Source organism: Metabacillus sp. GQ13 (assembly GCF_059758525.1).
The window spans coordinates 225,305-240,321 of sequence record NZ_JCAXET010000006.1 but is presented as its reverse complement, the minus strand read 5'-3'; the positions used below and the strand labels follow the sequence as shown (position 1 = coordinate 240,321).

The 15,017-nt window shown below is 34.3% G+C and carries 12 protein-coding genes; 7 read left to right on the top strand and 5 right to left on the bottom strand.

Annotated features, from left to right (window positions below):
* Positions 1 to 27: 27 nt before the first annotated feature.
* Both AC6CHR_RS09720 and AC6CHR_RS09715 read left to right on the top strand, forming a co-directional pair.
* On the top strand, positions 28 to 2,118 hold the full coding sequence (locus tag AC6CHR_RS09720) for a peptidoglycan D,D-transpeptidase FtsI family protein (RefSeq protein ID WP_498248447.1): 2,091 nt from the start codon (positions 28 to 30) through the stop codon (positions 2,116 to 2,118).
* 685 nt (positions 2,119 to 2,803) lie between these two features.
* A complete protein-coding gene (locus AC6CHR_RS09715) occupies positions 2,804 to 4,606 on the top strand; it encodes a PAS domain S-box protein (RefSeq protein WP_498248446.1) in 1,803 nt (600 codons plus the stop codon).
* Positions 4,607 to 4,674: 68 nt separating this feature from the next.
* On the opposite strand, the gene AC6CHR_RS09710 is transcribed toward AC6CHR_RS09715, so the two are convergent.
* Complete coding sequence (locus AC6CHR_RS09710) at positions 4,675 to 5,820, bottom strand: aminotransferase A (protein ID WP_498248444.1); 1,146 nt, start codon at positions 5,818 to 5,820, stop codon at positions 4,675 to 4,677.
* 204 nt (positions 5,821 to 6,024) lie between these two features.
* On the opposite strand from AC6CHR_RS09710, the gene corA reads away from it, so the two are divergent.
* Together corA and AC6CHR_RS09700 are read left to right on the top strand one after the other, a co-directional pair.
* Positions 6,025 to 6,993: a magnesium/cobalt transporter CorA gene (gene corA, locus AC6CHR_RS09705; protein WP_498248443.1), complete on the top strand. Its 969-nt coding sequence runs from the start codon at positions 6,025 to 6,027 to the stop codon at positions 6,991 to 6,993.
* Between the two features lie 200 nt (positions 6,994 to 7,193).
* The gene (locus tag AC6CHR_RS09700; RefSeq protein WP_498248442.1) at positions 7,194 to 7,385 is read left to right on the top strand and encodes a hypothetical protein; all 192 of its coding nucleotides are present in this window, start codon (positions 7,194 to 7,196) and stop codon (positions 7,383 to 7,385) included.
* 326 nt (positions 7,386 to 7,711) lie between these two features.
* On the opposite strand, the gene AC6CHR_RS09695 is transcribed toward AC6CHR_RS09700, so the two are convergent.
* Complete coding sequence (locus tag AC6CHR_RS09695; RefSeq protein ID WP_498248441.1) at positions 7,712 to 8,137, bottom strand: transporter; 426 nt, start codon at positions 8,135 to 8,137, stop codon at positions 7,712 to 7,714.
* 176 nt (positions 8,138 to 8,313) lie between these two features.
* Entirely contained in the window at positions 8,314 to 9,549 is a 1,236-nt protein-coding gene (locus AC6CHR_RS09690) for an NCS2 family permease (RefSeq protein ID WP_498248535.1), read from the bottom strand.
* 491 nt (positions 9,550 to 10,040) lie between these two features.
* On the opposite strand from AC6CHR_RS09690, the gene AC6CHR_RS09685 reads away from it, so the two are divergent.
* The 3 genes from AC6CHR_RS09685 (at position 10,041) to AC6CHR_RS09675 (ending at position 12,684) form a co-directional block, all read left to right on the top strand.
* On the top strand, positions 10,041 to 10,691 hold the full coding sequence (locus tag AC6CHR_RS09685) for a glycoside hydrolase domain-containing protein (RefSeq protein WP_498248534.1): 651 nt from the start codon (positions 10,041 to 10,043) through the stop codon (positions 10,689 to 10,691).
* Positions 10,692 to 11,118: 427 nt separating this feature from the next.
* Entirely contained in the window at positions 11,119 to 12,024 is a 906-nt protein-coding gene (locus AC6CHR_RS09680; protein WP_498248440.1) for a chemotaxis protein, read from the top strand.
* A gap of 108 nt (positions 12,025 to 12,132) precedes the next feature.
* Positions 12,133 to 12,684: an HD domain-containing protein gene (locus AC6CHR_RS09675; RefSeq protein WP_498248439.1), complete on the top strand. Its 552-nt coding sequence runs from the start codon at positions 12,133 to 12,135 to the stop codon at positions 12,682 to 12,684.
* A gap of 232 nt (positions 12,685 to 12,916) precedes the next feature.
* Here the strand turns inward: AC6CHR_RS09675 and AC6CHR_RS09670 are convergent, their stop codons facing one another.
* Together AC6CHR_RS09670 and AC6CHR_RS09665 are read right to left on the bottom strand one after the other, a co-directional pair.
* The gene (locus AC6CHR_RS09670) at positions 12,917 to 13,396 is read right to left on the bottom strand and encodes a YkyB family protein (protein ID WP_498248438.1); all 480 of its coding nucleotides are present in this window, start codon (positions 13,394 to 13,396) and stop codon (positions 12,917 to 12,919) included.
* 317 nt (positions 13,397 to 13,713) lie between these two features.
* Positions 13,714 to 15,012 (bottom strand): MFS transporter, encoded by a 1,299-nt coding sequence (locus AC6CHR_RS09665; protein WP_498248437.1) that lies wholly within the window; start codon positions 15,010 to 15,012, stop codon positions 13,714 to 13,716.
* Positions 15,013 to 15,017 lie beyond the last annotated feature (5 nt).

Here is a 15,017-nt window from a genome sequence, read left to right as displayed (position 1 = left end):
TATTACGTAATATGGGAGGTATTTAATATGACAGATCAAGGTCCAAGTGCTGCGGATCAGCGTAAATTAAAAAAATCAAGGTATATCCGAATAAATGTTTTCTTTTTTCTTGTCTTTATATTGTTCGTTGCACTAATTGTCCGTTTAGGAGTTGTACAAATTGTACAAGGTGAAGAGTTTTCAAAAGAAGTAGCAAAGACTGAAACAGACTTCGCAAGTCTTCCAGCTCCACGAGGGAAAATGTATGATCGCTACAACAGAGTTGTCGTGGATAATAAAAGTGTGCCCGCGATTACCTACACTGTTGATAAAACAACAAAAGCTGAAGATAAAATTAGCACAGCTAAGAAGTTGGCAGAGTATATTAGTTATGAACCAGAATATCTTCAAGCAGAATTAAAAGAGCGTGATATGCGTGACTATTGGTTAGCCGCTAATCCTGAAGAGGCTAAGGAATTACTTTCTGAAAAGGAATTAGAATTAAAACCTTCAGAAACCTATAAGCTTCAGGTAGACAGAGTTCCAAATGTGGAAGTCGAAGCTATTCGTGAAAATGTTGATGAGCAAACATTAGCTTATTTTTATACAAGGTTTTCTTCTGGCTATCAATATGAACCACAGGTTGTAAAGTCATTAAATTTAACTGAAAAAGAAGTTTCAATGGTAGCAGAGCATTTAGAAGAGTTACCAGGTATAGATGTTATCACAGATTGGGATCGTTCCTATCCATACGATTCCTTAAAAACAATTTTTGGTGGTCTTACTTCACCGGAACAAGGAATTCTTCAATCAAGAGAGGATTATTACACAGCAAGAGGCTATGCTCGAAATGAACGAGTAGGAAAAAGTTATCTAGAATATCAGTATGAGGATTATTTGAATCCACGTAAGGCGAAGGTAGAATATATCTCCGATAATAGCGGTAGTATTGTCTCGGAAGAAGTAATTGATGAAGGACAAAGAGGTTATGACTTAAAGCTTTCGTTTGATATGGAACTACAAATGAAGGTTGAAGAAATTGTAGAAGATGAATTGCGACAAGCTAGTGGCGGCCACCATCTAATGGATCGAGCATTTGTTGTGATGATGGATCCATTCCAAGGTGATGTATTGGCCATGGTTGGAAAGCAACTTGATCCAGACAATCGAAGTGGTGAAATGCTTGATTATGCATATGGATCTTTTGCTACACAATATGAAGCTGGATCGATAGTAAAGGGAGCTACTGTTCTGGCAGGTTATCAGGATGGTATGCCACATGGTCAATCCTATTATGACACAACTCTTTATATTAAAGGGACACCACCAAAGAGTTCTTATAGCAATTTGGGCCAAATGACAGATCTAAGTGCATTAAAAAAATCATCAAACGTATATATGTATTATGTAGCGATGAGAATTGCTGATGTAACTTATGCCAAAAATGCACCAATAAATGTAACAACTGGGGATTTCCAAAAACTACGAAATTATTTTTCGCAATTTGGTTTAGGTGTTCCTACAGGTATTGATTTACCGCAAGAGTCCTCTGGCTTACAAAATGTACCAGATAGTCCTGGTAAACTACTGGACATAGCAATAGGACAATTTGATACCTATACACCACTTCAAATGGCACAGTATGTTTCTGTTATTGCGAATGGTGGTTCTCGTGTTCAACCGAGGATCGTCACAAGTATTCATTCACCTGTTGAAGAGCCTGAACTTGGCCCAATAGCAGTCGACAAATCTCCAAATGTCTTAAATAAAATTAATAATACAACAAGTGATGTCGAACGAGTTCAAGAAGGTTTTAGACAGGTAGTAACAAGTGGGACAGCTTCTGCATATATCCATTATGATGTTGCAGGGAAAACAGGAACCTCACAAACACTATATTACGGACCTAAACGTCAATACTGGGGAACGGAAACGAATAACTTAAACTTCGTTGGTTATTATCCTTCTAAAAACCCTGAGGTCGCTTTTAGTGTTGTTGTGCCATGGGCAAGTAATGATGGTGATGCTGTGAATAAACATATAGCTGACCGTATTGTTAAGGCTTATATTGACCTTCAAAAAAAATATGTTACAACAACTGATATAACAACTGATAAAAACACGAAAGAAGAGGAATAACTACCTCTTCTTTTTTTTGGTAATCTAATGTTGAATAGGCACGTGAAAAATGAACGGAATAAGGCTCATCTTAAGATCTTTAGAGACAGATAGGCACTACCATCTCCAAAAATGTGGAATATCCAAAAAATGAACCGGAATAAGTATTACGTTTGTTATAACATATAATTAATTTTATTTTCTTACATTACTATATTGACTTTAATATGTAACCACGTACTATTAATAATAGTGAGAAAACTTCACAATAAAGACTATTTAATGAAAACTCTCCTTTTATTACCAAATGATAGCAATAAAAAAAGGATTTTTAATAATAGAAATCGAATATTAAACCTATACATAAAAGAGTTTGCAAACAAACAATCAAAGAATGATGCTTTTGATAAATTGATATGAAAGTATACCTATCTTATAATCATAGAAAATAATGGGGTCCATAAAATATATTTGATATTGTAAAGAAAATATGTGATATCAGTGATTTAGTTGTTCTTATTAAAGAATTCGATTATCCTAACTACTAGTGATCTGAATTCGCAACAAATCTACAGGAAAATGTTAATTATTCTACATAGAAAAGAAATAGTAATTTGAAGTGGAATTATTAAACGTATTCACTACATGATGAGGCGGCAATTGGTCAGGTAAAAGTAGTAGAGATAATAATAAAGGAGGGGAAGCAATGAGTCATAATGCAGCCAATATTGAAACCGTTATTCAAGACGTAGAAGTATATGCAGTTGTATCATCTAATGGTCGCTTCCAGTATATTTCTTCAAACTCAAATGAACTAATGGGTTATTTAAATAGTGACTTAATCGGTAAGTATCTGAAGGAATTTATTCATAGTGAAGATTTATTTTTAATAGAGAGTTATTTTTATAATGAGCATCATTTGTATCCTTGTACCTTCCGTTTTTTAAATAAGAATGGCCAATATATCTGGTTTGAAGCATCAGTAGATTTCATTTATAGTAATGTAAAAAAGAACGGTCAAGAAATTATTCTCAAAATGAGAGCTTTAGAGACAAATATAAAATCGAATGTAACGACCATGAACAATAGTAGTGAAACAATCAACCCTATTGGCAAGTTTGAAGGGGATTTATTATTAGAGGATTTACCAAGTCCTTTATTCATAGCATCTTTTGGCAGGATTATTTATGTAAATAAGGCATTTCAAGACTTACTAGGTGCAACTTCCAAAGATCAGTTAGTAGGAAGAGATACGATTGAATTTATTGATGATAGTTTTCATGAAATTGTAAAAAATAGAACCGATAGATTACATAATGGAGAAAAAGTAGGTATTATTGAGCAAACTTGGCGACGACATAACGGGAAGGCGATTAATGTTGAAGTAACGGCTAATCTAACAACATTTAGAGGTCAAAGAACAGAGTTAATTGTATTAACCGACATTTCTTCCAGAAGAAACTTTCAAAAAATCTTACAAAAAAGTAGGGAACGTTATCAACGATTAATTGATAATTCAATTGACACAATTGCCGTCATCCATAAAGATAAATGGGTTTTTGTGAATGATTCAGGTGTTAAGCTCTTTGGGGCTGGGGATTACCCTGAAATGCTTGGAAAGAATATATTTGAGAATTTACACCCAAATGATCACACGCATATGAAGGAATCATTAGAAAGTATTATTAACGGAAAATCTGAAGTGCAAGTGACCAACCAATCATGGATAATTTCTGAAGATAAGACAGTTTATACAGAAATGGTTTGTATACCGACCACTTATTTTGGTGAGCAAGCTGTTCAAATCATATTACGAGATATATCAGATCGTAAAAAAACAGAAGAATTGATGCTGCGATCAGAAAAATTGTCAATTGCAGGACAGCTCGCGGCAGGAATTGCTCATGAGATACGGAATCCGTTAACTGCAATTAAGGGTTTCTTACAAATCATGCAACCTGATTTAAAAGATCATTCGCAATACTTTCAAATTATCTTTTCGGAACTGAACAGAATTGAAATGATACTTAGTGAGTTATTAATGCTTGCGAAACCTCAGGAAACACAATTTAAGAAAGCAAATATGATAACGTTAATTCAAGATGTTGCAATGCTTTTAGAAACCCAGGCCAATCTAAATGGTGTTAGTATTGAGCAGAAATATGAGGATCAAGAGATTTTTGTGAATTGTGATCAAAATCAATTAAAACAGGTTTTTATAAATCTTTTTAAAAATGCAATAGATGCGATGCCGAAGGGAGGAAAAGTTTCTGTTTGTACGAAAAGAACGAATAACATAGTTAGTATAAGAGTTAAAGATGAAGGTGAAGGAATACCTACTGATTTATTGGAGCGCATTGGTGAGCCATTCTTGACAACGAAGGAAAAAGGTAATGGCTTGGGATTAATGATTACATATAAGATAATAGAGGATCATAAAGGGAATATCTATGTGGACAGCAAACTAAAAGAAGGTAGCACATTTCTTGTTGAATTTCCCTGTAACTGATTTTTGAATAAATTCGGAATAATAGTTAAACTAAAACAACGGCGATTGCCGCTGTTTTAGTGAAAATATTACTCTTTTAAATAATATTCAATGCGATTCATTGCTTCCACCAATTGTTCCATAGAATATGCATATGAAAGACGAACATATCCTTCTCCATAACTAGAAAACGCACTACCTGGAACTAATGCTACTCCTGCATGTTTAACCAAAGACAAAGCGAAATCAAACGAAGATTGATTGAACTTTTTAACAGATGGAAAAAGATAAAAGGCACCATCCGGTTTAACAACTTCAAACCCCATACCCACTAGACGATTATAGACATAATTTAATCGTTCTTCATATGCTTGTTTCATCTGAACAGCATCATTTATGCCATTTGTTAGTGCCTCATACGCAGCTTTTTGTGAAATAGAGGTAGCACAGGAGACATTATATTGATGAACCTTCAATAAGTGCTTTGTAACTGCTTTTGGTGCATATAATAAGCCAACTCGCCACCCTGTCATACTATGTGACTTTGAAAGACCATTAATGACAATTGTCTGCTCTCGTAAAAATTTTGCAATTGATTGATGAGATTTTCCGTATACAAGTTCACTATAAATTTCATCAGATAAGACGAATATATTTTTATCGCGAATTAGTTCGGCTATTTCTTTTAGCTCATCTTCTTCTAATGTGACTCCAGTAGGATTTGACGGGTACGGAAGCACGATGCATCTTGTTTTTTCATTAATATATGGTGCCAGTAAATCTGCAGTTAATTTAAATTGATTACTAGTCGTATCAACTAGGATTGGTTTACCACCTGCAAGCCTTATAAGAGGTTCATATCCTGGATAGACAGGGCTCGGTAAGATAACTTCGCTACCTTCTTCTAATAAGGTGCGAAAAGTACAATCGATAGCTTGACTGGCTCCTACGGTTACAATAACTTCATTTTCAGGTGAGTATGTAAGACCATACTTTCTTAAGACATATTCGCATGCTGCAACACGGAGGTCATAAAAACCGGCATTATGTGTATATGACGTAAAATTATCCTCAATCGCTTTTATTCCAGCATCTTTAACATGTTGAGGTGTATCAAAATCAGGTTGTCCAATCGTAAGAGAGATTACATCTTCATATTCAGCAACCATATTAAAGAATTTTCTAATCCCTGAAAGTTCTATTTGTTTTACTCGTGTATTTACTAAGTGCTCCATTATTAACCTCCTCATGGAAAATATCAATCCTATTAATATTATATATAGCTGTTATTTTACCATTTATATAAAGGAAAGGGGATGGAATCGATTTAAATTAATAAAAGAGTAAAGTACGTATAAAGTCTCATAGACTAAGGTTTGGTGAGTGCAAATCGGGGGTATAGTGAAAATGAATAGATCCAAAGAAAGTAGTGGAAAGATTTGATTCAAACATTAGCTATTACAAAAGAGAAGGAAGTTATTTACGATCTTCCATTAAAAGAATTAAAAAGCATGGACATACAATGGTATTGGGTGGATTTTCATGATCCAACTTCTGAAGAAGAAATGGAATTATCACGGTTCTTTCACTTTCACCCTTTAGCTATAGAAGATTGTTTAGAGTTTGTTCAACGGCCCAAAATGGATTTCTATGATAGTTACCTTTTTGTCGTTATTCATTCTATAAATCAGAAAAGGCTAGAACCAGATGAGGTCGATATATTTGTTTCAGAAAACTTTATCGTCACGTTTCATAAAGAGGCGATTAGAGATATCAATAATCTATGGCATCGTGTAAAAAAAGAGGAAAGTTTAAAAAGCAATCCGTTACAAATTATGTATCTTATTATTGATTATTTGGTAGATGATTATTTCCCTCCTGTTTATAAACTTGAGGATTTAATTAATCATGTTGAGGACAACACTAGTGATTTAACAATTAGTGAGTTAATGGAACAAGTATTTGATATTCGTTCTGAATTGAATAAACTTAGAAGAACGATCATCCCGATGCGAGACCTCTTATATCGAATAATTTCCTCCTCAAGATTTAATTCAATAAAAGAAAGACATATTTATTTTCATGATGTCTATGACCATTTATTGAAGTTAGTTGAAATGATTGATGCAAACCGTGAAATATCTGCAGATATAAGAGATAGTTATTTATCGATTAGCTCTGATCGTATGAATCGAGTTATGATGACGTTAACTGTCATGTCATCAATTTTCTTACCGCTAACTTTTATAGCTGGTTTATATGGAATGAATTTTGAATATATGCCTGAGTTAGCATGGAAATATAGCTATTTTATTGTCTTAGGAATCATGGTTGTTATTAGCGTCACAATGATTTGGTTTTTTTATAAAATGGGTTGGTTCCGTTTTCATAAGGGGACAAAATTATAGTGAACCGACATAAATGAGGTGGTAACTTCGAATCTATAGATAGTTGTTAGAATGTTGATGGATAATCTTCTTCTTTCATTTTAAGATTCGAAGGAAATTTCATATAACTATGTACTACTGTCCGTAATTAGTCAGTATTGATATATATTTATAAACTTTATAGAAAAGTAGTAAATAATGTGAAAGTAGAGGTGATGGACATGATAATTGTTGACAAAGAACTTTTAACTAAAGAAGAACAAGAAATAGTTGATAAATTAGAATCTGAAATGTTTTTTGCTATAACTCGATCACATATGAATTTTTATAAAAAGGAAATCCAAACCATTATTTCTCAAGCTAAAAGAAGACATCAATTCTTGCAACGACATTCTAATGAAGCTTTGATATAAAGCTGTTTTTGTAAAGAATGTTGTATTCCACAAAGCACTAATGTACATGTTTTAAGTATATTTTCGTGCGTGTCCTTTTCGTTAAATCACTCTGATAACCCTCTGGAGATAGCTTCAATTTAGATCATAAAAAGCCAAAATATTTTTATTAGTACTTGCGCAACAAACTTTTAGAAGAGTACCTAGTATAATGATGAACTATTTTTTTATAAGAAGTTGACTTAAAAGTATGTAACAACACAATGTGTTGAATCTATACTTTTAAGTGAACTTCTTTTTGTTGTCTATACAATGACATTGACCCTTTACATGTTGGACCAATTACATTATCTACAACTGAATGAACGAATTCGGTCTAAATCTATACCGAAATAGTCCCAACGAAATTGATTTCTTCGCCAACGATAACCAGCAACCGAGTTTCTTCCAACAAAGGTAGGGTAGTACCAAAAGCCACGACCATTATTTAGGCGGATATAGGTAAAGTTGAATAGACATCCACGAATTCCACCTGGATCTACAGCAAATACACCAAATTGACCTTGACTTTGCTCAGCAGGTATAGCACTTGGAGGCGGACCTAATGGAGGGCCACCTTGACCTTGGCTTCCTCCTCCAAATCCACCAGGAGGGCCAAAAGGTGGTTGGCCTTGGCCAAACCCTCCAGGAGGAAATTGTGGAAAACCTCCCTGTCCTCCTTGCTGTGGGAAGCCGGGAATTTGAATAGTAAATTGACGATTATATGGATACATTCTTAAAATCTCTCCTCTCACATGAACCTTCACGGTTACGATATGCAATAAAGGAGGATTGGGTGTATGTCTATTGAAAGAAAGACATTGGAGGTGTGAAACCTCATACCATCCTTACTTATTTCCTTCCAGACCAAAAAGGAAAATGCTGAAAAATAGGCATTTTCCCATCACTTTCATTGTAGAGAATGAAAAATAAAGTTGAGTAAAAATAACCCGGCTATAAAATAAAGTGCAGGTTTAACTTCTTTGCTTCTCTTTAACACAACTTTCATTACTGGATACATAATAAATCCAAATGCCATTCCGTCAACAATACTATACGTTAATGGTATTAAGGCAATAATCAAAAAGGAAGGGAAACTCTCACTGAAATCTTCCAAATCAATATGTTGGATGTTTTGGATCATTAGGCTTCCAATTAAAATCAGTATGGGAGCAATTGCACTATCAGGAATTAATTTAATAAACGGTAAAAACAATAGCGAGCTTATAAACAGAAGTCCAGTTGTTACTGATGTGAGGCCTGTTCTTCCCCCAGCAGTAATTCCTGCAGCTGTTTCAACAGTGCTTACCGTTGGACTAGAGCCGAAAATTCCTGATGTAATAGTGGATAACGCATTAGCTTGAAAGGCACGCTTATATTTTTCTGGACGGTTAATCATATGAACCTGTCCGTATACAAGTCCGATATTCTCAAATACGATAACCAATGTTAACGAAAATGTTGCTGTCCAAAAAGTTAAATCTGCTATCCGATTAAACGACATAGCTGCGAAAACATCTTTGTATGATTCCATAGAATTCTGTGGTTGTGTAACGGAATCAAATGCTAATTGTCCAAATAATCCTGCTAAAATTGTACCCAAACCAATGCTTATCAAAAAGTTTCCAGGTATGCGTTTTGCAAATAAAATAACTGTTAGGACTAAAGTAATGAGTGTTAGAAAAACGGTTGGTTCACTAAAATCACCGAGTGATACAAACGTTTCTTCGTTTAAAACAACAATTCCACCTTTTTGCAAACCAATAAAGGTAAGAAAAAAGCCAATTCCAACAGTAATAGCCTCTTTTAGAGAATGTGGAATCGATTCAGAAATGATAGTAGCTAACTTGGTAAAAGATATTATTGTAAATAGGAGACCAGCTACAAAGACAACAGCTAAACCTTCCTGCCAAGTCAGACCCATTCCTAAAACAATTGTATAAGTAAATAAGGCATTTACACCCATACCTGGTACCAAAATAATAGGTGTATTTCCATAAAAACCCATTATAAAGCAACCAACGATTGAGGTTAATACTGTAGCAATAATCCCTGCCTCTAATGGAATCCCAGCATCAGATAATATCGATGCATTGACGACTACAATATAAACAATGGTGAAAAAGGAAACTGTTCCCGCTAGCATTTCTTTTCTGATAGTTGTGTGATTATCTTTAAGTTGAAAAAATTTATTCACTGTTTACCTTCCTTTAGTGTAACCCTCAGCCCGTCCCGTTTAATCGTTTGAAACGATTTACAAAAAGGATTATAACAAGAGAAACACAAGAATGCTATATTATTCTTAAGTTGTAGAGTATTGAGAGTGTAGTGAAGGTTTATTTCAAAAAAACTTTTTTGTTTTAATTTTACGATTTCAAGCTTTCAATAGCGATAAAAAGGCAAAAGGATAAGCCTGTTTTGTTTGAGAAAATCCTTAAACAATCGTTGTGATGACAGTTTTTAGTTTCCTCCATCAAACATAGACTATGCAACCCCACAAACTTTGTCATTCAAATATAAATTCGAAGACTATACATGTGTATAATAAAATATTCAACAAACTGATGAATGTATGTTTTAGACAACCCATGCACTCATATATATGAGTAGAGCTAAGAGAGAAAGGGTGTGAGATCTCTGGCACGTAAAGTATGGGGTGTAGATTCAGCTAATCCAGTTGATCAAGAATTTTACGATTGTGTAAAACGTCAATTTGGTGTACCTAAATATTGGTGTCGATACTTAACGGAGAGAGCAAATGTTTCAAGTGGATTAACTAAAGAAGAAATAAGCTTTATAAGAGGTAAAGGAGTTAAAATTTTACCTATATACAATGTTATGACTGAAGCTGTTGGTTATGAAGAAGCAAGATTATCGGCAAGAAATGCTGTTTTTCATGCCAGGAGGTTAGGAATTCCGAAAAATATTGTGCTATTTGCAGATGTGGAACACTTATTTAAAGTAGATGAAGCTTGGATTAGAGGTTGGATAGAAACATTGTTACCATCTGGATACAGATCGGGTATTTTTCATGATCCTGTAAAAGGGGATTTCTTAGAGGCATATTGTCAAGCTGTACAGCAAAACAATGAAGTAGTCATCCAGGCAATCCTATGGAGTGCTGGGCCAGAAACTGGTGCTACTTCTGAACGGAAGGCGCCAAGATTTACCCCTGCTACACCAAAATGCAAAGCGAATGTATTGGTTTGGCAATATGGTCGAGATACTAGAAAATGTCCAATTAATACTAATCTGGCTGACGAAAGAGTGCTGAATTATTTATATTGATGAGAGAGTGACTCAAAATCAAAGGGTCAGGCCCCTCAAACTTTAGATATAGGGACTTTAACTTTATTAAAAAGTTAAATGTATTAGGGTTTGAGAGAGGTCAGACCCTAATGAGTCAACATTTTAGTTCATTCTTTGCTAAATGCTTGCTCTTTAAAGAATAGCGGTCTTCAAAAGAAGATGAATTTTTCGTAAAGTTGTCCGCTAACCAAGGATTCATTATACAAGTGACTAGGATTACCACCATTACTAATAAATTGGACAAGTAAGGAAACTTTTTCATGTAGCAGCTCATCGTTAATCAGCTATGTATTTGAAGTAATGATAGAAATTGCTAATTAATTGGAATAATACAAATCACTTAAAATTTGAGAACTTATGCCGATATATATAATACAAAGTCTGTATACATGGAAGGAAGAATAAAATGGATCAACAAAAGGGAATTCTACTTGAAAGTGGTACTAATGAATTAGAAATTGTTGAATTTAGTGTAGGTCAAAATAAATTTGGTATTAATGTTATTAAAGTGAAGGAAATTATTCAACCTATTAAAGTTACGAAAATACCACATGCCCATCCCAATGTAGATGGAATTATCGATATTCGTGGTGAAATTTTACCTGTAGTAAATATTGCAAAAGCTCTTGGTTTTGAACCAAGTAATGATCAAAGAAGTGAGAAATTTATTGTAACTGAATTTAATAAAACCAAAGTCGTTTTTCATGTGCATTCAGTCACACAAATTCATCGGATCTCATGGGATCGAATCGAAAAGCCAACTAGTATGTATCAAGGCTTAGATAGTCAAGTTACAGGAGTAGTGAAAATTAATGAAGAAATGGTATTACTCTTGGACTTTGAAAAAATAGTCGTAGACATAAACCCTGAGTCAGGGATTAATATTGAGTCAATAAAAAAATTAGGAACGAGAGAACGTTCTGTAAAAAAACTAGTAACAGCAGAGGATTCACCATTATTACGTAAACTATTGCAAGAAACGTTAAATGAAGCAGGCTTCCATCAACTAGAATTTTTTGAGAATGGAAAAGATGCGTTAGACTACTTATTATCTATTGTGGAATCAGGGAAAGCAATAGAAGATGAGGTTCAACTCGTTATAACAGACGTTGAAATGCCACAAATGGATGGACATCATTTAACTAGACGTATTAAAGAGGAACATTCGTTAAGTGTTTTACCGGTAATCATTTTCTCATCTTTAATTACTGATGATCTGCGCCATAAAGGAAAGTTAGTAGGTGCAAGTGCACAAATTAGTAAGCCGGAAATTAACGAGCTAGTGAAAATGATTGATGAGTTTATTTTATAGGCCCTTTTCTAGGGATTTATCTTTACAATAGAATGATAAGTGCATAATATTATTAATAAATAATCAGGTTGCATGAAAAAAACATGCAGCCTTTTTTGGAGTGTTTAAATGGTGATAAAAATCAAACAAGCTAAGGACTTTGCTGCAGAGGCACATCTAGGGCAAAAAAGAAAGATCAGTGGTGACCCATATTTTTCCCATTTAGAAAATGTAGCTCAAACGTTAAGAAACTGTGGTTTCTCAAGTTCTGTTGTTGCAGCAGGGTATTTGCACGATGTCCTTGAAGACACAGAAGTTACAGAATTTCAGTTAGAAAGGTTATTTGGAAATGAAATTACACAACTTGTTTTAGCGAATTCAGAAAATAAGGCGTTAGGATGGGAAGATCGAAAAGCAGATACGATTAAAAAGGCATCAACAGCATCTTTAGAAATAAAAGCCTTAATTGCAGCAGATAAATTGGACAATAGTAATGACTTGATAAAGCATTATCAGCATCAAGGTGATCAAATATGGAGTTGTTTTAATCGTGGTTATCAGAAACAAGCTATGTACTACCAACAACTAGTTAGTTCGCTATATTATGGACTTGATGCAACTGAGGTTCCAAGATATTTTGCTGATTTGAAGAAAAATGTGGAAGTGTTGTTTCCGATCTAGTTCCTCGAGTCATAAGCCTATATGAAGGCAATGAGCACCTTCACATATAGGCCTGACTTAAGCTTAAGCTAGTCGGGCCTACCAAAGGACGCTTTCACTTTTCGTATTGTTTAGCTGCAGCGCCTAGTTCCTCGAGTCATAAGCCAATCCTCTATATGAAGGCAAAGAGCACCTTCATATAGAGGCCTGACTTAAGCTAGTCGGACCTACCAAGGAGCTTTCACTTTTCGTATTACCTATAACTTTCTCCTAGTTTTTTGAAGACTGGTTTTTGGTATGTACGAGTTTTTTTTGATTGATGTGGTTTTGGTGGGTGATGCTCTTCTTTAATTCCTACATAATCTTGAATAAGAACTTTCGCTTTTGTTAATGACATATGTGTTTTGGGATTACGATATGTTTGATTCAAGGATCCTAAATGTGGAAGTTGATCGAAGTCCTCTTTTGTAGGAGGCATGTGAAAGTAATACTCTCCAGCTGATACGAGTACATCAGATTGTTGCTTGCTGTATTTTGGGTTATTAGAAAAGTGAAGACCTTCTTTTTTTGCTTTACCTTCATGGACAAGTTTTAGCAGTGCTTTCTTTTTTAATTCATATAAAAATTTAGGGTTTGGAGCGGTTTTAGCATGGCGGTTGACAACATAAATAGCACGTGCGAGGTTATCAATTGTAAGCTGTTTTGTTGGATCGAGTCTACTATGATCGTCCATTGTTTCTCTCCTTTACTGAACCGATTTTTAAGTTTGTTTTAAATAAATATTTGCCATTTGTTAGCTTAAACAAATGGTATATAGAATAATTCCAATAATCGGTTGTTGTAGTTAATAGTATAGCCTAGTTAAATTATACTTGGAGTAAAGGAAAACAACAAGTATATGACCATTTAATTTCAAACATTCATGGATTTTCCCTTTTCATTATTAATTGCCCTATAGACCGTATATAGGAAAGGTAGTTTTCTTTAGAACTTTATATGTAGAAGGGCTTAACCAATCGAGAAGAAAAAAGCCAACATAATGTCAGCTTTTTAAAAGGAATGAATATTTGTACTTGTTTTCTTACTACGTTGCCTTTGAATACGTTTTTCATTAATTTCGAAGGCTTTGCTTAATCTAGGAAGAGTAAATGCATAGAACAGCGAAACTAAGAGAATAATTAAAGCCATTCCGTAGTATAAATAATCAATTGTTTCAATTATTTTAGGGAATAGGAAAGCGATCAATCCTAATGTTATTGATTGTGCAAGCATCATTAAAGGATCTATCCAGCCACTAACTCTGCCCATCAATTTTGGATGAACAATTTTCGGCATCCAACCTCCAATTGCAATATTTATAGGACCTAAACACATTCCAATTACAAAAACTATGGCTAAAAATACAGTTACGTTGTTCGTTACACCTAAGAAGAAGATCAGTAGACTAGTAATAAATATTGGGAAAATCACTAATTGATGTGGTTTGAATTTTGAAGCAATTAGAGTCCCAATGCCACTACCTGTTAAGAGTCCTAACCCCAAAGATAAAGCAAAGAAAGATGCATACCATTCATAATTGGTAGGTGAGAATTCATATTTCATAGTAAACATAGGCAATATGGCAAACGATCCATTTACGATTCCGAAAATGAAAAAGCCAAAAACCAATACTGCTAACAGACGGTTCTTTATGATATAAACGATACCAGCTTTAAAGTCTTTAACAGAAGATTTAATGCTGATATCCTTCCATTCAATTTTACCATTCGGTAGCCTGGCAGCTGTTGGGATTTTACAATTACGAATCAATAACCCAGAAATGATGAAGCTGACAAAATCGACGACTACTGCTCCATGAATTCCAATTGTTTTATAGATAATGGCCCCAATACCAACTCCAAAGATCATGAATATGCTAAAGAGCATTTGATTTAATCCTGCTGCTTGCGCATATTGTTCCTTGTTTAGTATTCCTTGAACTAGACTGTTCTCAGCTGGGAAGAAGAACTTGGTTACTGCACTTCGTAAAAATAAGATTAAGAATACGAGAGGAACAGAGTTTAAAAATAGAGCACCAAAAAGGACAATGGTTAGTGCAGCTCGAATCCAATCACAGTTTTCTGCGACTTTTTTTCGATCAAAGCGATCTGCTACAACCCCGACAATAAAAAATACAACTATTGTTGGTAAAGAGTACATTAGTTCTGCTATTGTCGCATATGAAGGTTGTTGACTGAAGTGATCAAGTAAATAAAAAGCAAATGCCATATTTCCAATTGTTGTTCCTAATTGTGAAAAAAGTGCAGCGTAGAAAAGTTTAAGAAAGTTTCGATTTCGAAATATCTTCATTTGTT

Coding starts and splice junctions, on each gene's coding strand:
- AC6CHR_RS09720 (WP_498248447.1), top strand. CDS start 28: ATGACAGATCAAGGTCCAAGTGCTGCGGATCAGCGTAAATTAAAAAAA.
- AC6CHR_RS09715 (WP_498248446.1), top strand. CDS start 2,804: ATGAGTCATAATGCAGCCAATATTGAAACCGTTATTCAAGACGTAGAA.
- AC6CHR_RS09710 (WP_498248444.1), bottom strand. CDS start 5,820: ATGGAGCACTTAGTAAATACACGAGTAAAACAAATAGAACTTTCAGGG.
- AC6CHR_RS09700 (WP_498248442.1), top strand. CDS start 7,194: ATGATAATTGTTGACAAAGAACTTTTAACTAAAGAAGAACAAGAAATA.
- AC6CHR_RS09695 (WP_498248441.1), bottom strand. CDS start 8,137: ATGTATCCATATAATCGTCAATTTACTATTCAAATTCCCGGCTTCCCA.
- AC6CHR_RS09690 (WP_498248535.1), bottom strand. CDS start 9,549: ATGCTAGCGGGAACAGTTTCCTTTTTCACCATTGTTTATATTGTAGTC.
- AC6CHR_RS09680 (WP_498248440.1), top strand. CDS start 11,119: ATGGATCAACAAAAGGGAATTCTACTTGAAAGTGGTACTAATGAATTA.
- AC6CHR_RS09675 (WP_498248439.1), top strand. CDS start 12,133: ATGGTGATAAAAATCAAACAAGCTAAGGACTTTGCTGCAGAGGCACAT.
- AC6CHR_RS09670 (WP_498248438.1), bottom strand. CDS start 13,396: ATGGACGATCATAGTAGACTCGATCCAACAAAACAGCTTACAATTGAT.
- AC6CHR_RS09665 (WP_498248437.1), bottom strand. CDS start 15,012: ATGAAGATATTTCGAAATCGAAACTTTCTTAAACTTTTCTACGCTGCA.